At 66.7% G+C, this 18,864-nt stretch carries 22 protein-coding genes and 3 riboswitches; of the genes, 10 read left to right on the plus strand and 12 right to left on the minus strand.

The annotated features are described in order from the left end of the window. Window positions 1-7 precede the first annotated feature (7 nt). The 7 genes from gcvH to ACN5W5_RS02395 form a co-directional block, all read right to left on the minus strand. Window positions 8-379, minus strand: a complete 372-nt coding sequence (gene gcvH, locus ACN5W5_RS02365; RefSeq protein WP_420046991.1) for a glycine cleavage system protein GcvH — start codon at window positions 377-379, stop codon at window positions 8-10. A gap of 36 nt (window positions 380-415) precedes the next feature. After that, entirely contained in the window at window positions 416-1,543 is a 1,128-nt protein-coding gene (gene gcvT, locus ACN5W5_RS02370; RefSeq protein ID WP_420046992.1) for a glycine cleavage system aminomethyltransferase GcvT, read from the minus strand. A 77-nt stretch (window positions 1,544-1,620) separates the two neighbouring features. Next, window positions 1,621-1,724, minus strand: a riboswitch (glycine riboswitch). A gap of 12 nt (window positions 1,725-1,736) precedes the next feature. Further along, window positions 1,737-1,838: riboswitch (glycine riboswitch) on the minus strand. A gap of 27 nt (window positions 1,839-1,865) precedes the next feature. Further along, on the minus strand, window positions 1,866-2,420 hold the full coding sequence (locus ACN5W5_RS02375; RefSeq protein WP_420046993.1) for a hypothetical protein: 555 nt from the start codon (window positions 2,418-2,420) through the stop codon (window positions 1,866-1,868). A 74-nt stretch (window positions 2,421-2,494) separates the two neighbouring features. After that, a complete protein-coding gene (locus tag ACN5W5_RS02380; RefSeq protein WP_420046994.1) occupies window positions 2,495-3,145 on the minus strand; it encodes a nucleoside/nucleotide kinase family protein in 651 nt (216 codons plus the stop codon). A gap of 10 nt (window positions 3,146-3,155) precedes the next feature. Continuing rightward, the gene (locus ACN5W5_RS02385; RefSeq protein WP_420046995.1) at window positions 3,156-4,469 is read right to left on the minus strand and encodes an ABC transporter substrate-binding protein; all 1,314 of its coding nucleotides are present in this window, start codon (window positions 4,467-4,469) and stop codon (window positions 3,156-3,158) included. Beyond that, on the minus strand, window positions 4,466-5,785 hold the full coding sequence (locus ACN5W5_RS02390; RefSeq protein WP_420046996.1) for a TAXI family TRAP transporter solute-binding subunit: 1,320 nt from the start codon (window positions 5,783-5,785) through the stop codon (window positions 4,466-4,468). Before ACN5W5_RS02390 ends, ACN5W5_RS02385 begins: the two co-directional genes overlap by 4 nt. Before the next feature lie 147 nt (window positions 5,786-5,932). Then, entirely contained in the window at window positions 5,933-7,615 is a 1,683-nt protein-coding gene (locus ACN5W5_RS02395; protein WP_420046997.1) for an electron transfer flavoprotein-ubiquinone oxidoreductase, read from the minus strand. 169 nt (window positions 7,616-7,784) lie between these two features. On the opposite strand from ACN5W5_RS02395, the gene ACN5W5_RS02400 reads away from it, so the two are divergent. From ACN5W5_RS02400 to ACN5W5_RS02410, 3 genes are read left to right on the plus strand one after another with little or no spacing between them, the layout of a single operon-like run. Beyond that, window positions 7,785-8,567: an SDR family oxidoreductase gene (locus ACN5W5_RS02400; RefSeq protein WP_420046998.1), complete on the plus strand. Its 783-nt coding sequence runs from the start codon at window positions 7,785-7,787 to the stop codon at window positions 8,565-8,567. A gap of 6 nt (window positions 8,568-8,573) precedes the next feature. Then, window positions 8,574-9,530: a DMT family transporter gene (locus ACN5W5_RS02405; protein WP_420046999.1), complete on the plus strand. Its 957-nt coding sequence runs from the start codon at window positions 8,574-8,576 to the stop codon at window positions 9,528-9,530. Then, entirely contained in the window at window positions 9,527-9,976 is a 450-nt protein-coding gene (locus ACN5W5_RS02410; RefSeq protein WP_420047000.1) for an acyl-CoA thioesterase, read from the plus strand. The genes ACN5W5_RS02405 and ACN5W5_RS02410 overlap by 4 nt, the downstream gene beginning before the upstream one ends. A 28-nt stretch (window positions 9,977-10,004) precedes the next feature. On the opposite strand, the gene ACN5W5_RS02415 is transcribed toward ACN5W5_RS02410, so the two are convergent. Then, window positions 10,005-10,595 carry a peroxidase-related enzyme gene (locus tag ACN5W5_RS02415; protein ID WP_420047001.1) on the minus strand — a complete coding sequence of 197 codons (591 nt, stop codon included), beginning with the start codon at window positions 10,593-10,595 and terminating at the stop codon, window positions 10,005-10,007. Window positions 10,596-10,663: 68 nt separating this feature from the next. Here ACN5W5_RS02415 and pcaC point away from each other — a divergent pair, with 68 nt between their 5' ends. Both pcaC and ACN5W5_RS02425 read left to right on the plus strand, forming a co-directional pair. Continuing rightward, window positions 10,664-11,053, plus strand: a complete 390-nt coding sequence (gene pcaC / locus ACN5W5_RS02420) for a 4-carboxymuconolactone decarboxylase (protein WP_420047002.1) — start codon at window positions 10,664-10,666, stop codon at window positions 11,051-11,053. 47 nt (window positions 11,054-11,100) lie between these two features. After that, a complete protein-coding gene (locus ACN5W5_RS02425) occupies window positions 11,101-12,081 on the plus strand; it encodes a Bug family tripartite tricarboxylate transporter substrate binding protein (RefSeq protein WP_420047003.1) in 981 nt (326 codons plus the stop codon). 33 nt (window positions 12,082-12,114) lie between these two features. On the opposite strand, the gene ACN5W5_RS02430 is transcribed toward ACN5W5_RS02425, so the two are convergent. Beyond that, window positions 12,115-12,729 (minus strand): hypothetical protein, encoded by a 615-nt coding sequence (locus tag ACN5W5_RS02430; RefSeq protein WP_420047004.1) that lies wholly within the window; start codon window positions 12,727-12,729, stop codon window positions 12,115-12,117. A gap of 22 nt (window positions 12,730-12,751) precedes the next feature. Next, window positions 12,752-13,330: a LuxR C-terminal-related transcriptional regulator gene (locus ACN5W5_RS02435; protein ID WP_420047005.1), complete on the minus strand. Its 579-nt coding sequence runs from the start codon at window positions 13,328-13,330 to the stop codon at window positions 12,752-12,754. A 71-nt stretch (window positions 13,331-13,401) separates the two neighbouring features. Here ACN5W5_RS02435 and ACN5W5_RS02440 point away from each other — a divergent pair, with 71 nt between their 5' ends. The 3 genes from ACN5W5_RS02440 (at window position 13,402) to ACN5W5_RS02450 (ending at window position 15,558) form a co-directional block, all read left to right on the plus strand. Further along, window positions 13,402-14,103, plus strand: a complete 702-nt coding sequence (locus ACN5W5_RS02440) for a CoA transferase subunit A (RefSeq protein WP_374410626.1) — start codon at window positions 13,402-13,404, stop codon at window positions 14,101-14,103. A gap of 10 nt (window positions 14,104-14,113) precedes the next feature. Then, window positions 14,114-14,752 (plus strand): CoA transferase subunit B, encoded by a 639-nt coding sequence (locus ACN5W5_RS02445; RefSeq protein WP_177135378.1) that lies wholly within the window; start codon window positions 14,114-14,116, stop codon window positions 14,750-14,752. A gap of 64 nt (window positions 14,753-14,816) precedes the next feature. Then, a riboswitch (yybP-ykoY riboswitch) is annotated at window positions 14,817-14,988 on the plus strand. A 6-nt stretch (window positions 14,989-14,994) separates the two neighbouring features. Then, window positions 14,995-15,558, plus strand: a complete 564-nt coding sequence (locus ACN5W5_RS02450; protein WP_420047006.1) for a TMEM165/GDT1 family protein — start codon at window positions 14,995-14,997, stop codon at window positions 15,556-15,558. A gap of 12 nt (window positions 15,559-15,570) precedes the next feature. Here ACN5W5_RS02450 and mnmH read toward each other — a convergent pair whose 3' ends face one another. Further along, window positions 15,571-16,647, minus strand: coding sequence for a tRNA 2-selenouridine(34) synthase MnmH (mnmH, locus tag ACN5W5_RS02455; RefSeq protein ID WP_420047007.1), 1,077 nt, complete (start codon window positions 16,645-16,647; stop codon window positions 15,571-15,573). Window positions 16,648-16,653: 6 nt separating this feature from the next. Continuing rightward, entirely contained in the window at window positions 16,654-17,247 is a 594-nt protein-coding gene (locus ACN5W5_RS02460) for an arylesterase (protein WP_420047008.1), read from the minus strand. 80 nt (window positions 17,248-17,327) lie between these two features. Here ACN5W5_RS02460 and ACN5W5_RS02465 point away from each other — a divergent pair, with 80 nt between their 5' ends. Further along, window positions 17,328-18,017 carry an ABC transporter ATP-binding protein gene (locus tag ACN5W5_RS02465; RefSeq protein WP_420047009.1) on the plus strand — a complete coding sequence of 230 codons (690 nt, stop codon included), beginning with the start codon at window positions 17,328-17,330 and terminating at the stop codon, window positions 18,015-18,017. Between the two features lie 103 nt (window positions 18,018-18,120). After that, window positions 18,121-18,864, plus strand: coding sequence for a 23S rRNA (guanosine(2251)-2'-O)-methyltransferase RlmB (gene rlmB / locus ACN5W5_RS02470; protein WP_226466054.1), 744 nt, complete (start codon window positions 18,121-18,123; stop codon window positions 18,862-18,864).

The raw sequence follows: 18,864 nt of genomic DNA on the forward strand, positions 1-18,864 counted from the left end.
GGGTGGGTCAGCCTTGCTTGGAGAAGGCTTCGTAGGCGGTGGCGTCGAGCAGGGCGTCGACCTGGGCGGCATCACTGAGCTTGACCTTGAAGAACCAGCCCGCGCCCAGGGGATCGCTGTTGGCCAGCGAAGGGTCGTCGCGCAGGGCTTCGTTCACTTCGGTGACTTCGCCGCTGACGGGCATGTACACGTCGGCAGCGGCCTTGACGGACTCGACCACGCCAGCGACGTCCTTCTGGGCCAGGGTCTTGCCCACTTCGGGCAGGTCGACGAACACCACGTCGCCCAGCGCGTCCTGCGCGTGGTGGGTGATGCCGACGGTGGCGATGTCGCCGTCAACGCTGATCCATTCGTGGTCTTCGGTGTACTTGGTGGTCATGGGGGGCTCCGGTGAAGAAAGTTGGAAAGGGCTGACTCAGCCGCGGAAATAACGATTGGGAACGAAGGGCATGGGCGCGACCTCCATCGGCACGGCCTTGCCGCGCACGATGGCGTTGACGCGGGTGCCGATGGCGGCGAACCCGGGGGCGACGTAGCCGATGGCGACCGGCTTGTCGGCCGTCGGGCCGAGCAGGCCGCTGGTGACTTCGCCGATCTTCTGGCCGTCCAGGCCCTGCAGTTCGACGTGCTCACGCACCGGCACACGTTCCAGCGCGATCAGGCCCACGCGCTTGCGGGTCAAGGGCTCGGTGCCGTCGAGCTGGCCGAGCACGCGGGCCGCGCCGGGAAAACCGCCGGCACGCGCACCACCGGTGCGGCGCACCTTCTGCATCGCCCAGTTCAATGCGGCTTCCACCGGTGTGGTGGTCACGTCGATGTCGTTGCCGTAGAGGCACAGGCCGGCTTCGAGGCGCAGCGAGTTGCGCGCGCCCAGGCCGACGGGTTTGACTTCGGGCTGTGCCAGCAGGGCGCGGGCAAACGCATCGGCGCTGGCCGCGGGCAGGGAAATTTCGCAGCCGTCTTCACCGGTGTAGCCGCTGCGGGTGACGAACAGGTCGGCACCGTTCCAGGTGAACGCGGCGCCGGTCATGAACACCAGTTTCTCGACGCCGGGCAGCAGGCGCTGCAACGCGGTCACGGCTTGCGGGCCTTGCAGGGCCAGCAGGGCGCGGTCGAACTGGGGCTCCACGGTGCAACGGCCACCGATGCGCTCGACGATGTGCGCCAGGTCACCGTGTTTGCAGGCGCCGTTGACGATCACGAAGATGTCGTCGCCGCGGTTGACGAACATCAGGTCGTCGATGATGCCGCCGGCATCGTTGAGCAGCAGACCGTAGCGTTGCTTGCCGACGGCCAGGTCGATCACGTCCACCGGCATGAGCGACTCGAACGCGGCGGCGGCATCGGGGCCGACCAGGCGCAGCTGGCCCATGTGCGAGACGTCGAACAGGCCGGCGGCGGTGCGGGTGTGGTGGTGTTCGGCCATCAGGCCGGCGGGGTACTGCACCGGCATGCTGTAGCCGGCGAAGGGCACCATGCGGGCGCCGAGTTCCAGGTGCAGGGCATGCAGCGGGGTCTTGAGCAGATCGGAGGGGTCGGACACGGCGGGCTTTCTGCGGCGCAAACGCGCTCGCTGAGTGGGCAGGCCTCCCAGGGGAGGGTGGACACGGTTCATCCGTGCGCTGCCCCGCTGTCCGCTTTACCTGAGAGATTCACGCGGGCGATGCCGCGCTTGCTCCTTCGGTGGACCACCTCGCGGGCGGTCTCTCTCCAGGGGGGTACACCCGCTCTGCAGCCGGTGCTTGCCAGTCCTTTTGCCTGAGCGTTCAGGACCGTGTTCCGGTCGCCTGCGCCTTCGGCGGCTCCCGGTTCGGGGAGCTCTCTCCTGACCCGACGAGTTTAACGGATACCTTGCCCGACAGGGCTCAACCCATGGTTTCCAGCAGTTCCACGGGCAGCAGTTTCGCCAGCCGCTCGCTGATGCCGTCAGCACGTGCACTGCCCGCCAGCGCTTCCACGTCGACGATCATCTCGCGGCCCACCGCGAGCATGGCCACGGCATCGCGCGCCTCGCGCAGCGCGGACCGGTATCGGGCCGCGAGGGCCTTGTCGCGCGGAGCAAACAGGCGCTCGCTGAGGTCGAACAGGAACATGCGTGCGGTGGCCAGGGATCGGCCGCCCGTGAACGCATCACCATGCGCGCCGGTGGGGCTGGCCTGGTCAGACCCCTGCGGACTGTTCGGCTTCGAACGCACGTCCATCGTGGTGCCCTTGTCAGCCTGCACAGCGCCGCGTCGCTCCAGATAGCCCTGCTCCAGCAGCAGATCCACCAGTTGCCGGCCATCGCCGGTGAACAGGGCCGCCATCTGCGATTCGCTTTGTTGCCCATCGGCCAGCAGCAGAATGGCCCGCTCGCGCTGACCCAGGGTCCGGTTGCCCGGACGCAGCTCATGCCGGCCTTTTTCTGTCTTTCTCAACATTTTTTGCTCCAACGACAGGCGCCACTCTGCCGGCGTCGCATGTCATTGGTGTGAAAACCGCTGCCAGACCTGGGTCAAATGCTCAGAAAGATGTAGCTGTTGGCTGCGGGATCCCAGCCAATGTGGCGCTGCGCGCGGTGTGCAGCGGCTTCGATCCGCCGTGCGTTGGGCTCGTCGGTGCTGGCGATCCATTCCAGCGCCTGCTCGCGGCTGCGGCCGAACTGCTGGTGCCGTGCAGAGAGACGCTCCAGCCGCAGGGCGGCGTCCACGTGCAGGTACCAGACTTCGTCGAGCAGACCGGCCACCGGTTGCCAGTCGCCTTCGTCGAGCAGCAGGTAGTTGCCTTCGGTGACGATCAAGGGCGGGCTGGCGAACACCGGCAGCGCGCCCGCCACCGGCTCTTCGATCTCGCGCCGGAAGTCGGGCGCATAGACCACCTCGTTGCCGCTTTGCGCACGCAGGCGGCGCAGCAGGGCGGCATAACCAGCGGCGTCGAAAGTGTCGGGCGCGCCTTTGCGCCGGGCCCGGCCCAGCCGTTCCAGTTCGGCCTGCGCCAGGTGGAAACCGTCCATGGGAACCGCCTGCGCCTGTGCACCCAGGTGTTGGGTGATCAGCTGGGCGAGCGTGGACTTGCCCGAACCGGGGGCGCCGACGATGCCGAGCAGGCGGCGCGGGCCGCTGGCGAGTGCCTGAAGGCGCTGCACCAGATTGGCATGGAGGTGCATGGGCGGGGTCTCAGACCGCATACATCGCGATCAGTCGCTGGCGGGTCTCGTAGAGATGCTGGCGCAGGGTGTAGCCGCGACCGGCATAGCGGTTGGGCAGCTGCATTTGCGCCACCTGCCGCTCCAGGATGTCCAGCCGTTCCAGCAGAGGCTGCAGCGAGGCCGGCTTGTGGGCCGGCTGCCGGTTGAGGTCTTCCTCCATGAAGCGCACTTCGCCGTAGATGTGCTGCAGGGCGGCGTCGACCCGCCAGTCGATGTAGCGCGGCGCGCGCAGCAGCAGGGCCACGCCGAGCAGTCCCAGGGGCAGCACCGCGTACAGGAACAGTTCGGCTCTTTGCGCGGTGCCGAAGGGCAGCAGGGTTTCCATCCAGGGACGCTCGCCGCGGGCGTGTTGCAGAGCCGCAGGTGAGACCGGGAAGTCGCTGCCGACGGTGGTGGGGTAGCGACCCGGGGTCTCGAGAAAACCGCTCATGATGTGCAGTTCGCCGGCCACATCGAGCAGCGCACGCTGCAGGGCGGGATGCAGGCCGGGCCGGACCAGGAGGTGTGTCAGGGTGACCATGGTGGGCAGGTCTCTGGCCGGCAGCTGGCTGCGCAGTTCGATGGAGCCTTGCGGCATGACCACGGGCCACAGCCGGCGTTCGCGCGCCGCCAGGGCACCGGCACGCTCCATGCCCAGGATATGCACCCCATTCAGCCGGGCGAGCGCGTTGGCGGTCTGGGAGTCGCCGGTGGCGACATGGACGACGGCATCCACTCGTCCCTCGGCCAGGGCCGCGAGCGCCGAGTCACCCACCTCGGGCACGAATTCGACCTCGTCGGGACGGATGCGCAGGTGGGTCAGCAGGAGATCGGCCGCGATCCGGTTCGACGAGTCCGCCACCGATGTGGCGATGCGCCGGCCCCGCAGCTGGCCCATGTCGGCAATGTCGTCGCGGGCGAAGATCCAGATGATTTCGTGACCGATCACGGCCAGCGCCTGCACGCCGTCGGCCGGGGTGGGCGTTGCATGGGCGGGGGCGTACAGGCCCTGGGCAAAGGTGACGTCGACCGCGCCGTCGCCCTGTGTCATGTGCTGCAGCGCGTCCTGCGGTCGGGGGTGAGGGACGAGGTCGACGGCGATGCCCCGGTGTTCCAGGCGGCTGGCGTAGAGCTGGGCGAGCCGCAGGTAGCTGCTCTGGGCCGGACCGGTTCCGATCACCAGCCGCTGCGGCGGCAGCGGTTGCCAGAGGCGGGTCACCATGGCCAGCACACCCGCCAGTGCCAGCAGGATGGGCAGGTAGATCAGCAGCCAGCGGCGACGGTAGAGCAGCATCAGTTTCATCGCCCGCGGTACTCCAGGATGCGTGAGCGCACGAACTCGATGTGCTGCCGGAGGGTGAACCAGTGCTGGGCCAGTTCTTCCGGCAGCTGCATGGTCGCGACGGCCGTTTCCATGCGGCGCAGGCGGTTGTGGATGTGGCTCAGCTCCATGCCCCCGACATCCAGATTCTGGCTGGCGAGATCGTCCTCGATGAAGCGCAGTTCACCGTACCAGCGCATGACGTGCCCTTCGAGGCGCCAGCGCAGCCAGGCCGGCACCAGCAGGACCAGCAGGGCCGTGACCAGCAGCACCGGCAGCCCGATCAGCAGCAGGCGCTCGGTCACCTGGGCCCACCAGAACGGCAGGTGTTGTTCAAACAGGTTGAGGCCCCGCAGCATGACCCTGCGGGATTCCGGCGCTGAGGGGAAGTCGCTGGCGCGCAAGGAAGGGAACTCGCCAGCACGGTGAAAGGGACCACTCTGCCCATGCACTTCCACAGCCACGGCGGTCACCATCCGCTTGAGCGCCGGATGCAGGTCTTCGCGGGCCAGCAGATGGGTCGGGGTGGTCAGCATGGCCGTGTCTGCGGAGGGCAGGTTGGCGCCCATGGCGTCCTGAGCCAGCAGGCGGCTTTCGAGGTACTTGTTGCGCTCGGCGATCGCTCCGGTGCCCTGCAGCGTTGCCAGGCGCACCCCGGGGGCCGCCAGCAGGGCCTCTACACCGGGGGAGCGCGGCGTGGCGACCATGAACACCGCGTCCACTTCATGGCGCAGCAGGGCGTCGCGCGCCGGCAGGCCACTGAGTTCCGACCAGCGGATGTCTTCGGGCGGTACGCGGTCCTGCGCCAGCAGGCGCCGCAGCAGGTTGTGGTGCCCGCTGCCCTCGGGCCCGGCGGCCACGCGCAGGCCCCCGAGCTGGCTCAGTGTGGTCAGCGGGGTGCCCTGGCTGAACAGCCACAAGGCTTCGATGTCCACGTTGGCGAGCGTCTGCACCGATGCCTTCGGAACGTCCGGGCCGACGGCGGAAGACCAGCCGAAGCCGCCTTGCACCAGGGCCAGATCGGCCGTCGCGGGGTGGGCCTGCAGGCGTTCGAGATTCTGGGGTGAACCAGCCGACAGCTGGACGTCCAGCTGGATGCCCCGGCGGGCGAGGGCTTCGGCGTAGCGCGAGGCATGGAGCGGGTAGGCGCCGTCGGCCAGGCCGGTGCTGATGGTCAGCCGGGTTGGCGGCATGGGATTCCACCACCACCAGACCCCGCTGGCCAGAGCGATCGCGAACAACGCCAAAGGCATCCGGATGAGTGTCCAGCGGTGCTTGTAGAGGGCTGCGGTGTTCATGGCGGCGGGTCGGGAAGTGTCGCCAGAATATCGGCCCTGATACTTTTTGCAATATTTGACCTGCCGATCGGCGGCACCGTCTGGCCCGGGTGTTGCTGCAAAGGGAAAAGGCCGCTCCGGGGCGGCCTTTTCAGGGGTTGAGCGGCTTCACATGCCGGCGTAGTTCGGCCCGCCACCGCCCTCGGGCGTGACCCAGACGATGTTCTGCGTCGGGTCCTTGATGTCGCAGGTCTTGCAGTGCACGCAGTTCTGCGCGTTGATCACCAGCTGGTCGGCCCCGTCCTTGTTGACGAACTCGTACACCCCAGCCGGGCAGTAGCGGCTCTCGGGCCCGGCGTATTTGGCCAGGTTGATCTGCACCGGCACCGATGCATCCTTCAACGTCAGGTGCGCCGGCTGCTGCTCTTCGTGGTTGGTGTTGCTGACGAACACGCTGGAGAGGCGGTCGAAGGTGATCACGCCGTCGGGCTTGGGGTAGGTGATCTGCGGCATCTCGGCCGCCGGCTTCAGCTTGGTGTGGTCCTTGGCCGTGTTGTGCAGCGTCCAGGGCGGCACGCTCACGCCCACCTTGGGCAGGAACCAGTGCTCCACCCCGGTCATGAGCTTGCCCATGAGCGGGCTCTTCTTGAACCAGTTCTTGAAGTTGCGGTAGGTCCAGAGCTCCTCGTGCAGCCAGCTGGCCTTGAAGCCGCTCTCGAACGCGGTGAGTTCGTCGGACTGGCGGCCCGCCGCCACGGCCTCGAAAGCCGCCTCGGCGCACAGCATGCCGCTCTTGATGGCCGCGTGGCTGCCCTTGATGCGCGCAGCGTTCAGGAAGCCGGCATCGCAGCCGACCATGGCGCCACCCGGGAACACCAGTTTTGGCAGGGCCTGCGGCGTGCCATTGTTCAGTGCGCGTGCGCCGTAGCCCAGGCGCTTGCCGCCTTCGATGTGCGCCTTGATGCTGGGGTGGGTCTTCCAGCGCTGCATCTCTTCGAACGGGCTCATCCAGGGGTTCTGGTAATCCAGGCCGATGACGTAGCCCAGCGTGACCTTGTTGCCCTCGAGGTGGTAGAGGAAGCCGCCGCCGAAGGCGTCGTCGTTCAGCGGCCAGCCGGCGGTGTGCACCACCAGGCCCGGCTTGGCCTTGTCGGCCGGCACTTCCCACAGCTCCTTGATGCCGATGGCGAAGGTCTGGGCGTCCTTGCCTTCGTCGAGCTTGTACCTGGCGATCAGCTGCTTGCCCAGGTGGCCGCGCGCGCCCTCGGCGAACACGGTGTACTTGGCGTGCAGTTCCATGCCGATCTGGAAACTCTCCATGGGCTCGCCGTCCTTGCCCACGCCCAGGTTGCCGGTGGCCACACCCTTGACCGAGCCGTCCTCGTTGTAGAGCACTTCGGCGGCGGCGAAGCCGGGGAAGATCTCCACACCCAGGGCTTCGGCCTGTTCGCCCAGCCATTTGGTGACGGCGCCCAGGCTGATGACGTAGCAGCCGTGGTTGTCGAAGTTGCGCGGCATCAGCCAGTCGGGCGTGCGCTGGGCGCCGGTTTCGCTGAGCACGAGCAGGTCATCGCCGGTCACCGGCTGGTTCAGCGGCGCGCCGAGTTCCTTCCAGTTCGGGAACAGCTCGGTGATGGCCTTGGGGTCCATGACCGCGCCCGAGAGGATGTGGGCGCCGGGCTCGGAGCCCTTTTCCAGCACGCAGACGTTGATCTCACTGCCTTTGTCGGCGGCGAGCTGCTTGAGGCGGATGGCGGTGGCCAGGCCGGCGGGGCCGCCGCCGACGATCACCACGTCGTATTCCATCGCTTCTCGCGGACCGTAGGTGCTGAGGATTTCTTCTGGGCTCATGGGGTGCAGTCTCTGGTGGATGTTTCGTCTGACAGCGCAAGCCCATCGTCAGGAACATGGGGCAGTCATTGTCGTGATGGAGACGGATTCTAGTGGGCGATGCGCCACAATCGGTGTCACGGCCGACGCGAGTGCCTTCGCGGTGGTCCCATATGAGGAGGAAATCCAAATGGCTTACTCGCTGGATCTTTCGGGCCGCGTGGCACTCATCACCGGCGCTTCGGGCGGTCTGGGTGAGCAGTTTGCCAAGACGCTGGCCAATGCCGGGGCCGCCGTGGTGCTGGCCAGCCGCCGCACCGACCGCCTGATGGCCTTGCGTGCCCACATCGAAGCCGATGGCGGCGACGCCCATGTTGTCGCGCTCGATGTGACCGATCTGGCGTCGATCAAGGCCGCGATCGCGCACGCCGAGACCGAAGTGGGCGCCATCGACATCCTGATCAACAACTCGGGCGTGAGCACCACGCAGCGCTTGCAGGATGTGGGCGAAGAGGACTACGACTTCATCTTCGACACCAACACCAAGGGCGCTTTCTTCGTGGCACAGGAAGTGGCCAAGCGCATGCTGGCGCGGGCCAAGGGCGCGGCGCCGGGCACCTATGTGGGTGGACGCATCGTCAACATCGCTTCGATGGCCGGGCTCAAGGTGCTGCCGCAGATCGGCGTGTACTGCATGAGCAAGGCCGCCGTGGTGCACATGACCAAGGCGATGGCGATGGAGTGGGGGCGTTTCGGCATCAATGTCAACGCCATCTGCCCGGGTTACATCGACACCGAGATCAACCACCACCACTGGCAGACCGAACAGGGCCAGAAGCTCATCAACATGTTGCCGCGCAAACGCGTGGGCCAACCCGCCGACCTGGATGCGGTGCTGATGATGCTGTGCGCCAACGAGAGCCATTTCATCAACGGCGCGGTGATCGCTGCGGACGACGGTTTTGGGGTATGACGCTTGATGTCGGTTGAAGCGGGTCGGCCGCTGGCCTGGCCGCCCGGCATGGTGATGGGCATCCTGGCAGGTCTCGGCGCGGGGGCTTTCTGGGGCATGACCTTTGTCGCCCCGCTGATCGTCGAGGGGTTCACCTCGGTGGACTACACCGTGGGCCGGTTCGTGGCCTGTGGTCTGTTCTCGGCCTTGCTGCTGTTGCTGGGCCACGCGCGCCGCGCAGCGGGCGGGCCGGTGCCACGCGTGCCGACGCTGCGGCAGGCCGGTGCCGCGCTGGCGTTGAGCGTGCTCGGCTACACCGGTTATTACCTGCTGCTCGTGCTGGCCATCGCCGACGCGGGCGCGGCCCTGCCGGTGCTCATCATCGGTACGATTCCCCTGTGGGTCATGGTGCTGGGCAAACCGCAGGCGATGCGCTGGGTGGCGCTGGTGCCGGGACTGCTGCTCACGGTTCTGGGCATGCTGCTCATGATGCAGACCTCCGGCGAGGCCGCGGGCGAGGCTGTCGGCGGGCACCTGTGGCGCGGCATCCTTTACGCCGTGGCGGCGATGGCGAGCTGGACCGCCTTTGGACTGCTCAACGCCGCCTGGCTCGGTCGTCACCCGGAAGTGAATTCCACCGAATGGGCCAACTGGCTGGGCGTGGCCGCCGGTGTGGGCGCGCTGCTGCTCTGGGCGCTGTGGGGTTCGCCCTGGGACGAAATGACGGCGCGCCCCGGTTTCTGGGGTTTTGTGACCGTGTGCGCGGTCACCGGCATCGGTTCGGCCTGGGTGGCCGCGGTGCTGTGGAACATGGCCAGCCGGCGCCTGAGCCCGAGCCTCGCGGGCCAGCTCATCGTGAGCGAAACCGTGTTCGGACTGGTCTACACCTTCGCCTGGAGCGGACAGTGGCCGGTCGCACTGCAATGGGCGGCCTGCGTGCTGTTCGTGCTGGGCATCCTCGCATCCATCAAGGCACACCGATGAAACTGAACCTTCCCGAAGACAAGAAGCTGGTGCACAGCGTGGTCGTCCCCATCCGCTGGGGCGACATGGACGCCATGGGCCACGTCAACAACACGCTGTACTTCCGCTACATGGAGATCGCACGCCTGGACTGGTTTTTCGGCATGGGCCTGCCGGCCGATCCAAAGGGCGAGGGGCCTGTCATCGTCAACGCCTTCTGCAACTTCATCCGGCAGTTCGAGTTTCCGGGCGACGTGCTGGTGCGCACCTACCTGGGCGCCATGGGCCGCACCTCGTTCGACACCTACCACGAGATGCTGCGCACCGACGAACCGGACACGGTTTACGCCAATGGCGGTGCGACCATCGTCTGGGTCGATTTTCCGAAGCAGAAGTCGGTGGCGATGTCGGCGCATGCCCGCGCGCTGATCGAAACCGCGGGTGGCCTGCCGCGGCTGCCGGGCTGATTCAGGGCCGTTGGATGCCGCTGGCCGTTCACTTCGCTTTCGGCACCCGCCCCATCAGGTAGAACTCGGGGTTGGGCAACATCCCGCTGAAGCTGGCCATGCGGTTGGACAGGCCGAAGAACGCGGTGATGGCGGCGATGTCCCAGGCGTCTTCGTCGCTGAAACCGTGGGCATGCAGGGCGGCGAAATCGGCGTCGTCGATCTGGTGCGAGGCCAGGCAGACCTTCATCGCGAAGTCGAGCATGGCGCGCTGGCGCGGGCTGATGTCGGCCTTGCGGTGGTTCACCGCCACCTGGTCGGCCACCAGCGGCTTTTTCTCGTAGATGCGCAGGATCGCGCCGTGCGCCACCACGCAGTAGAGACAGTGGTTGGCGGCGCTGGTGGTCGTGACGATCATCTCGCGGTCGCCCTTGGTGAGGCCGCTTTCGCGACCTGCGGTTTCGGGCGTCATCAACGCATCGTGGTAGGCAAAGAAGGCACGCCACTCGGCCGGGCGGCGCGCCAGCGCCAGGAACACGTTGGGCACGAAGCCGGCTTTTTCCTGCACCTCCAGGATCTTGGCCTTGAGGTCCTCAGGCAGGGTGTTGAGGTCGGGCAGAGGGTAGCGGGCATCGCTCATGGTTTGTCTCCGGTCAGTTTCTTGCTTGGTCTGAAAGTTTATCCTCGGGGAAACCGTTGAACAGACACATGGAGCACAGCATGCAGGACGAGCAGTACGACAAAGGCCTGGCCACGCGCCGCGAGGTCATGGGTGATGCGTTCGTGGACCGGGCGCTGGCCGGCACCACGCCGTTCACCCAGCCGATCCAGGACCACATCTCGCGCGCCGCCTGGGGTGACGTCTGGCAACGCGAGGGCCTGGACCGCAAAACGCGCAGCCTGGTCACCGTGGCCATGCTGACCGCACTGGGCAAGCAGCACGAACTCAAAGGCCATGTGCGCGGCGCGCTGAACAACGGCGCCACCGTGCAGGAGATTCAGGAGGTGCTGCTGCACGCGGCCATCTACTGCGGCATCCCCACCTCGGTGGAAGCGTTCCGCACCGCGGCCGAGGTGGTGGAGCCATCCAGAGCCTGACAGCGCCACCCCGAACACCACCGTTTTTTTCTTCAGGAGTTGAACCCATGACATCGCCCCGCCGTTCCTTCATCACCCGTGCCGGCCGCCTCGCGCTGGCCTTGTCTGCCGTGGCCGGCTTCGGTCTGGCCCAGGCGCAGACCCCCACCAGAATCCTCGTCGGTTTCCCCGCCGGTGGCGGTTCCGATGCCGTGGCGCGCATCCTCGCCGAGCGCCTGCAGGGCGAGCTCGGGGACAACGTGCTGGTGGACAACAAACCCGGTGCGGGCGGCCAGCTCGCCGCGCATGCGCTCAAGGTCGCACCGGCCGATGGCCACACCGTGTTCCTGAGTCACGACCACAGCGTTTCCATCCTGCCGCTGACCATGAAGAACCCAGGCTTCGACCCCGCCAAGGACTTCGTGCCCGTGGCCGGGTTTGCCACCTTCGTGAACGCCGTGGCGCTGTCGGGCGGCACGCCCGCGCGCGACTTCAAGGCCTGGATCGACGGTGTCAAGGGCAGTGGCGGCAAGGCCACCATGGGCATCCCCGCGCCCGCGTCCACGCCGCAGTTCGCCGTGCAGGTGATCGGCAAGCAGTTCGGCCTGGACCTGGTGGCCGCGCCTTACCGCGGCAGCGCGCCCATGATGGGCGACATGCTGGGCAACATCATTCCCGCGGGCGTGGGCTCGGTGCCCGACTTCATCGAAAACCACAAGGCCGGCAAGCTGCGCGTGGTCGCCGTGATGGGCACGCAACGCCAGGCCGCGCTGCCCGACGTGCCGACCTTCACCGAGCTCGGCATCAAGGGCTTCGAAGAGGTGCCGTACTACGGTCTCTTTGCACCGGCTGGCACACCCAAAGCCGCGCTGGACAAGCTCGGTGCGGCCCTGCAGAAGGTGATCGCCATGCCCGAAGTGAAGGACAAGCTGACGGCCATGGGCCTGACCGTGGGCTTCATGAGTGGCGCCGAGCTGGGCAAACGCGAAGTGGCCTACCGCGAGGTCTGGGCGAAGATCATCAAGGACAGCGGCTACCAGCCGCAATGAACCCTTGTGGCAGGCCTGGAGCGGGTCTGCCGCTCAGTCTGACGGATGCTGATCCGGCGGCGCGGGTGGCGGAGCGCCCGCTTCGGCCAGCATCTGCCGCAGGCGTTCCATGCCGAAGCGGAAGGCTTCGGCGTCGCCATGTTCAAAGAACTGCGGATAGCGTGGATGGGCATCGCGCAGGCGCCGGGCGTGCTTGATCGGGCACCAGTACTGCTCGGTGCGCGCCGATATTTCCCGTGCATACGCCGCCACGCCGTTGCCATAGGAACAGTAGAAGCAGTTGAATTTTTCCACCACGTTCAGGTAGGGCAGATCGGCACGGTCGAAAACCAGGTAGTCCGCGCGGCCGACCTTGGAGATGCCGTAGATCGGAAAACACACCGCCTGGTACAGGCTGACAAAAGCGTCCAGCAGTGCGAAGGCCACCCAGCCCGAGTAGACCAGCGGTGCCGACAGCAGCACCGGCCAGCGGCTCTGTCGCAGGTACGGCCACAACCCCACCTTCTGGCGCTGCTGAAGCTCCAGGAAGTGTTCCGCCATGGCCGCGCGACGGCGGGCGAACTCCTCCCGGTGCTGGCTGTACTCCTGCTCCAGTTGATCTTCCAGCGTACGCATGCGGGCCAGCAGTTCTTCTAGGGTGGGGGACATGTGGTCTCCAGGTGGCACGGGTTCAACCCGCGATCAACTTGTGGACCAGATCGACCGAACTGCCGGCCTGGTATTTGCGCATCAGTCGCGCACGGTAGATCTCCACCGTGCGGTGGCTGATGCCCAGCGCCTTGCCGATCTCCTTGCTGGTCAGGCCGTTCATCAGGAAAGCGGCCACTTCACGTTCGCGCCCGGTCAGCTCTGCCTTGACCGCGCGGCGTGAACTCAGGTCTTCAAAGCTCCAGATGCCGGCCTCGTGTGGGGCCTCGCGGCGCAGGGCGCGCCCGGTTACGTGGCACCAGAAGGTTTCGCCCTTGAAGCGGCCGTCCACGCGTTTCATGACGCGGTCGTCGGCGTAGGTACCGCTGCGCCCGAGGATGGGGGTGATGCGTGCACCGGTGCGCTCGTATTCGTCGGCACTCGGGTAGAGCACCTGAAAACTCTGGCCCACGAGCTGCTCGCGCGCCGCCCCGAACATCTCGCACAAGGCCTGGTTGCAGTCCACAATCGTGCGCTGGCGCGAGAGCGCCAGCCCGAGTGGCGCCAGGTCGAACGCGAGCCGGTAGTCGATGCCGGAGAGATCGGTATTCGGGTTAGCCATTAGGTCAAACTACGTATGCTGTTACGTAGTATCGTTGCATTCACCCCTGTTCAACCACTGGAGCAACCGACGTGAACAAGATTTACCCGAGCGCAGCCGAAGCCCTCAAGGGCGTGGTCGCTGACGGCCAGCTCATCGCCGTGGGCGGTTTTGGCCTTTGCGGCATTCCCGAAGCGCTGATCGACGCCCTGCGCGATTCCGGCGTCAAGAACCTGACCGCCATCTCCAACAACGCCGGTGTGGATGACTTCGGTCTGGGCAAGCTGCTGCAGACGCGCCAGATCAAAAAGATGATTTCCTCCTATGTGGGCGAGAACAAGGAGTTCGAGCGCCAGTACCTGGCTGGTGAACTCGAACTCGAATTCACGCCCCAGGGCACGCTGGCCGAGAAGCTGCGTGCCGGTGGCGCCGGCATCCCGGCCTTTTTCACCAAGACCGGTGTCGGCACCCTGGTGGCCGAAGGCAAGGAGCTGCGTGAGTTCGGCGGCGAAACCTACGTGATGGAACACGCGCTGTTCCCCGAGGTCGCCCTGGTCAAGGCCGATGTGGCCGACAAGTCGGGCAACCTGCGCTTCAACCTGACCGCACGCAACTTCAACCCGGCCGCCGCCATGGCCGGCAAGATCTGCATCGTCGAAGTCGAACGCATCGTTGCCACCGGCGAGATCGCCCCGGACGACGTGCACCTGCCGGGCATCTACGTGCACCGCATCGTGCACAACCCCACCCCGGAAAAGCGCATCGAGAAGCGCACCACCCGCGACCGCAAGTAAGGAGCACAACATGCCTTGGACCCAAGACCAGATGGCCGCGCGTGCGGCCCAGGAACTGCAAGACGGCTTTTATGTGAACCTCGGCATCGGCATCCCGACGCTGGTGGCCAACCACGTGCCCGACCACGTCGAGGTGTGGCTGCAGAGCGAAAACGGCATGCTGGGCATCGGCCCCTTCCCGTACGAAGACGAGGTGGACGCCGACCTGATCAACGCCGGCAAGCAGACGGTGACGACCATGAAGGGTTCTGCCATCTTCGGCAGCCACGAGAGCTTTGCCATGATCCGTGGCGGCAAGATCAACCTGTCCATCCTCGGCGCCATGCAGGTGACGGCCGAGGGCGACCTGGCCAACTGGATGATCCCGGGCAAGATGGTCAAGGGCATGGGCGGCGCCATGGACCTGGTGGCCGGCGTCAAGCGCGTGATCGTGCTGATGGAACACGTCGCGAAGAAAAAGGACGGCACCGAAGACCTGAAGATCCTGCCCCAGTGCACCCTGCCACTGACCGGCAAGGGCGTGGTCGACCGCATCATCACCGACCTGGGCGTGATGGACGTGACGCCCGAGGGCCTGAAACTGGTGGAACTGGCCGACGGCGTGACGCGCGAGTTCATCCAGAGCAAGACCGGTGTGCCCCTGATCTGACGCGGTGGTGGCCGCGCGCTGCCCGGCGCGCGGCCACCCGTTGCCCGTCGTCTATACTCGCGCCTCACCCGTCATTGGGGAGTAGCCGCTCTGCACCACGCAGAGGTCCGCGTCAACACACTTGGCCCCCATGGCCATGGCGCCGACAGCTTCAGGCCTGGCAAGACCTTTGACCGCACAGCCGCCGGAAGGGCCGGGGCTGCTGTGCGGTCTTTTGGTTTTCCGGCCCCTGGAGCACAGTTTTGGAAGCCTTTCTCCTCTCCACCGGCATCGTTGCCCTCGCCGAAATGGGCGACAAGACCCAGCTGCTTTCGCTGGTGCTGGCGGCCCGGTTCCGCAAACCCTGGCCCATCATCTGGGGCATCCTGGTGGCCACGCTGCTCAACCACGCCCTGGCCGGTGCTGTGGGTGCCTGGGTCATGGCCACCGTGGGACCGGATGTGATGCGCTGGGTGCTGGGTGTCTCCTTCATCGCCATGGCCGGCTGGATGCTGATCCCCGACAAGCTGGACGACATCGACGCCGCGCCCAAGGGGCGGCTCGGCGTGTTCGCCACCACCACCTGGGTGTTTTTTCTGGCCGAGATGGGCGACAAGACGCAGATCGCCACCGTCGCGCTGGGGGCGCAGTACGCGCCGCTGGTGGCGGTGGTTGCCGGCACCACCCTGGGCATGATGCTGGCCAACGCGCCGGTGGTGTTCTTTGGTGAGGCCCTCACGCGGCGGGTGCCGATCAAGGCGGTGCACGCGGTGGCCGCGGTGATCTTTCTGGCCTTGGGCGCGGGCGTGCTCTGGTTGGGTGCCTGAACCCGCACCGGCTCAGGTGGCCGGCGCAGCGGCCTCACCCGCGATCAATGACGCTGCCGCTTCGTTGAGCGCGGCTGGCGAGCGGTCGCGCAGCACGCAGGGCAAGGCCTGGCCGTATTGCCTGAAATTGCGTGAGATGGACTGGGCGTAGGTCGGGTCGTAGTGCAGTTTCAGCAGCTCCAGCACCACCGCCGGGGTCTGACCCGCCTGCACCTGGGCGATCCAGCCTTCCACCACGGCCTTGCCGCGCAACTCGGACAGCGCTTCCAGCCGCTGGCAGAAATGCGCGCTGTCCTGGACGAAGAAATCGTAGTCCTCCAGCAGCAGCGCCACACGCTCCTGGTCCGACAGCTGCAGGTCGATGCAGGGGCTCGCGCGCATGGCGTCGATCAGTGCATCGGGCACCCGCACATTGCCCACCTTCTTGCTTTCGCTTTCGATGTAGACCGGCCGCGCCGGGTCGAAGCGACGAAGCGCCTCCCAGATCAGGCTGTCAAAACGTTTCTGGCTCGGCTGCGGCACACCCGGAATGTGGCCCAGCACCGAACTGCGGTGATTCGCCAGGGCTTCCAGGTCGAGCACCTGCGCGCCCTGGTCGGCGAGCGCCTGCAGCAGCCGCGTCTTGCCACTGCCGGTGGGGCCGCAGACCACGCGGTAGTGCAGGCGGGTGGCCAGCCCGGGCAGGGACTCGACCAGCGCCGCGCGCCAGGCCTTGTAGCCGCCTTCGATCAGCGTGACCTGAAAGCCGATCGCGCCCAGGATGGTGGCCAGCGCACCGCTGCGGTTGCCGCCGCGCCAGCAATACACCAGCGGTTTCCAGTCCCGCGGCTTGTCGAGCACCTCGCGTTCGATGTGGGCCGCGATGTTGCGGGCTGACAGTGCGGCGCCGCGCTTCTTGGCTTCGAACGCGTTGACCTGCTTGTACATCGTGCCGATGGTGATGCGTTCGGCGTTGTTGAGCGTGGGCCAGTTGAGTGCGCCGGGCACGTGGTCGAGCGCGTGTTCGTCTTCGGTGCGGGCGTCGATGATGGCGTCAAAACGGTCGAGTCGGCTCAGCGCTTCGCTGGCGGGCAGGGTGTGAACGGGCATGCCGGATTATCGTTTCACGAGCAGTGCGCGCAGCGCGGGCCACACGTTGGCGGCCAGTGTGGGTTGTGCCATTTCGTTCGGGTGGATGCGGTCGCTCTGGAACAGCGTGGTGGTCGCATCGGGCAGATCGGCCACACCCGCCAGCAGAAAGGGCACCAGACCGATCTTCTCGGCCTGCGCCACCGTCTTGAACACCTGGCGGAATTCCTGTGTGTACTTCGGACCGTAGTTGGGCGGCACCTCCATGCCCACCAGCAGCACGCGGGCACCGGCCTCGCGGGAAAGCCGGGCCATGGCGGCCAGGTTGTCGCGCGTCATGCTGAGCGGCATGCCGCGCAGGGCATCGTTGCCGCCGAGTTCGATGATCACCACGGCGGGTTTGTGCTGACGCAGCAGGGCCGGCAGGCGCGAGCGGCCGCCCGACGTGGTGTCGGCGCTGATGCCGGCGTTCACCATGCGGCCCGGGACTTTTTCGCTGTCCAGGCGCTGCTGCAGCAGTGCCACCCAGCCGCTGCCGCGCCGCAGGCCGTATTCGGCGCTCAGCGAGTCACCCACCACCAGCACCGTGGGCACTGTGGCCGCCGAGGCGGTCTGTGCCATCGCCGCACCGATAGACCCCAGGCAGGCTGCCCCGACGAGCAGGGCGTTAAAGTGACGTCGTTTCAACCTGAGGCCTTTCCATGTCCGATGTGATGATTGCTGTGCAGCATGTGTTCAAGTCGGTGACCGACTCCACGGGTACCCTGACCATTTTGCGCGATATCGATTTCTCACTGAACAAAGGGGAAACTGCGGCCATCGTGGGCGCCTCGGGTTCGGGCAAGAGCACCCTGCTGTCGATCGTGGCCGGGCTGGACACGCCCACCAGCGGCACCGTGGTCGTCGATGGCGTGGACCTGTTTGTGATCGACGAAGACCAGCGGGCCGCCCTGCGCGCCCAGAAGGTCGGCTTCGTGTTCCAGAGCTTTCAGCTGCTGGGCAACCTGAGCGCGCTGGAAAACGTGATGCTGCCGCTGGAGCTGTCCGGCCGGCCCGATGCCCGCGCCACCGCCACGCGCATGCTGCAGCGTGTGGGTCTGGGCGAGCGCCTGGGTCACTACCCCAAGGTGCTTTCGGGCGGCGAGCAGCAGCGCGTGGCGCTGGCGCGGGCGTTTGTGGTGCAGCCCGCCGTGTTGCTGGCCGACGAGCCCACGGGCAGCCTGGACTTCGCCACCGGCGAAAAAGTGATGGAACTCATGTTCGAGCTCAACCGCGAGCAGGGCACGACGCTGGTGCTGGTGACCCACGACCGCGCCATCGCCCAGCGCTGTGAGCGCCGGATCACGATCGAGGCCGGTCAGGTGGTGGAGACCGCGGAGGCGCCGGCTTGACGGAGCCCGTTCCGCCGCATCCTCTGTGGGGCATTGCGCGCCGGAGGTGATCACCCGGGCCGAAGGCGACGCGGGACGCCCGGAGGGCGCTGATAATCAGGGTATGTCTTCTCCCAAAGTGCTTTTCGGCTTTCACGCCGTCGGCGTGCGCCTGAAAACCGCGCCGCAATCCATCGTCGAAATCTATTTCGAGCCCACGCGCCGCGACGCGCGCATGCGCCAGTTTCTGGACCGCGTCAAAGAGGCGAATGTGCGCCTGATCGAGGCCGATGGCCTGCGCCTGGCCAAGCTCGCCGGCAGCCATGGCCACCAGGGTGTGGCGGCGCGGGTGATGGCCATTCCCCAGGTGCATTCGCTTGACGAGTTGCTGGAGGGTCTGGAAGCCGCCGGTACCGTGCCGCTGCTGCTGGTGCTCGATGGCATCACCGATCCGCACAACCTGGGCGCCTGCCTGCGCGTCGCCGATGGCGCGGGCGCTCACGCCGTGATCGCGCCCAAGGACCACGCGGCCGGCATCAACGCCACCGTGGCCAAGGTGGCCAGCGGCGCGGCCGAAACCATGCCGTACTTCATGGTGACCAACCTGGCGCGCACCCTGGGTGAGTTGAAGGAGCGCAACATCTGGATCATCGGCACCAGCGACGACGCACCGAAAACGCTGTACCAGGTGGACCTCAAAGGCCCGGTGGCGCTGGTGCTGGGCGCCGAGGGCGACGGCATGCGCCAGCTCACGCGCAAGACCTGCGATGAGCTGGTCAGCATCCCCATGGCCGGTGCGGTGGAAAGTCTGAACGTGTCGGTGGCCAGCGGCGTCTGTCTCTACGAAGCGCTGCGACAGCGCAGCTGA

Origin of the sequence: Hydrogenophaga sp. ZJX-1 (assembly GCF_048590325.1) — a bacterium.
In the GTDB taxonomy this organism is placed as follows: domain Bacteria; phylum Pseudomonadota; class Gammaproteobacteria; order Burkholderiales; family Burkholderiaceae_C; genus Hydrogenophaga.

Coding starts and splice junctions, on each gene's coding strand:
- gcvH (WP_420046991.1), bottom strand. CDS start 379: ATGACCACCAAGTACACCGAAGACCACGAATGGATCAGCGTTGACGGC.
- ACN5W5_RS02375 (WP_420046993.1), bottom strand. CDS start 2,420: ATGTTGAGAAAGACAGAAAAAGGCCGGCATGAGCTGCGTCCGGGCAAC.
- ACN5W5_RS02380 (WP_420046994.1), bottom strand. CDS start 3,145: ATGCACCTCCATGCCAATCTGGTGCAGCGCCTTCAGGCACTCGCCAGC.
- ACN5W5_RS02385 (WP_420046995.1), bottom strand. CDS start 4,469: ATGAAACTGATGCTGCTCTACCGTCGCCGCTGGCTGCTGATCTACCTG.
- ACN5W5_RS02390 (WP_420046996.1), bottom strand. CDS start 5,785: ATGAACACCGCAGCCCTCTACAAGCACCGCTGGACACTCATCCGGATG.
- ACN5W5_RS02395 (WP_420046997.1), bottom strand. CDS start 7,615: ATGAGCCCAGAAGAAATCCTCAGCACCTACGGTCCGCGAGAAGCGATG.
- ACN5W5_RS02400 (WP_420046998.1), top strand. CDS start 7,785: ATGGCTTACTCGCTGGATCTTTCGGGCCGCGTGGCACTCATCACCGGC.
- ACN5W5_RS02405 (WP_420046999.1), top strand. CDS start 8,574: ATGTCGGTTGAAGCGGGTCGGCCGCTGGCCTGGCCGCCCGGCATGGTG.
- ACN5W5_RS02410 (WP_420047000.1), top strand. CDS start 9,527: ATGAAACTGAACCTTCCCGAAGACAAGAAGCTGGTGCACAGCGTGGTC.
- ACN5W5_RS02415 (WP_420047001.1), bottom strand. CDS start 10,595: ATGAGCGATGCCCGCTACCCTCTGCCCGACCTCAACACCCTGCCTGAG.
- pcaC (WP_420047002.1), top strand. CDS start 10,664: ATGGAGCACAGCATGCAGGACGAGCAGTACGACAAAGGCCTGGCCACG.
- ACN5W5_RS02425 (WP_420047003.1), top strand. CDS start 11,101: ATGACATCGCCCCGCCGTTCCTTCATCACCCGTGCCGGCCGCCTCGCG.
- ACN5W5_RS02430 (WP_420047004.1), bottom strand. CDS start 12,729: ATGTCCCCCACCCTAGAAGAACTGCTGGCCCGCATGCGTACGCTGGAA.
- ACN5W5_RS02435 (WP_420047005.1), bottom strand. CDS start 13,330: ATGGCTAACCCGAATACCGATCTCTCCGGCATCGACTACCGGCTCGCG.
- ACN5W5_RS02445 (WP_177135378.1), top strand. CDS start 14,114: ATGCCTTGGACCCAAGACCAGATGGCCGCGCGTGCGGCCCAGGAACTG.
- mnmH (WP_420047007.1), bottom strand. CDS start 16,647: ATGCCCGTTCACACCCTGCCCGCCAGCGAAGCGCTGAGCCGACTCGAC.
- ACN5W5_RS02460 (WP_420047008.1), bottom strand. CDS start 17,247: ATGGCACAGACCGCCTCGGCGGCCACAGTGCCCACGGTGCTGGTGGTG.
- ACN5W5_RS02465 (WP_420047009.1), top strand. CDS start 17,328: ATGTCCGATGTGATGATTGCTGTGCAGCATGTGTTCAAGTCGGTGACC.
- rlmB (WP_226466054.1), top strand. CDS start 18,121: ATGTCTTCTCCCAAAGTGCTTTTCGGCTTTCACGCCGTCGGCGTGCGC.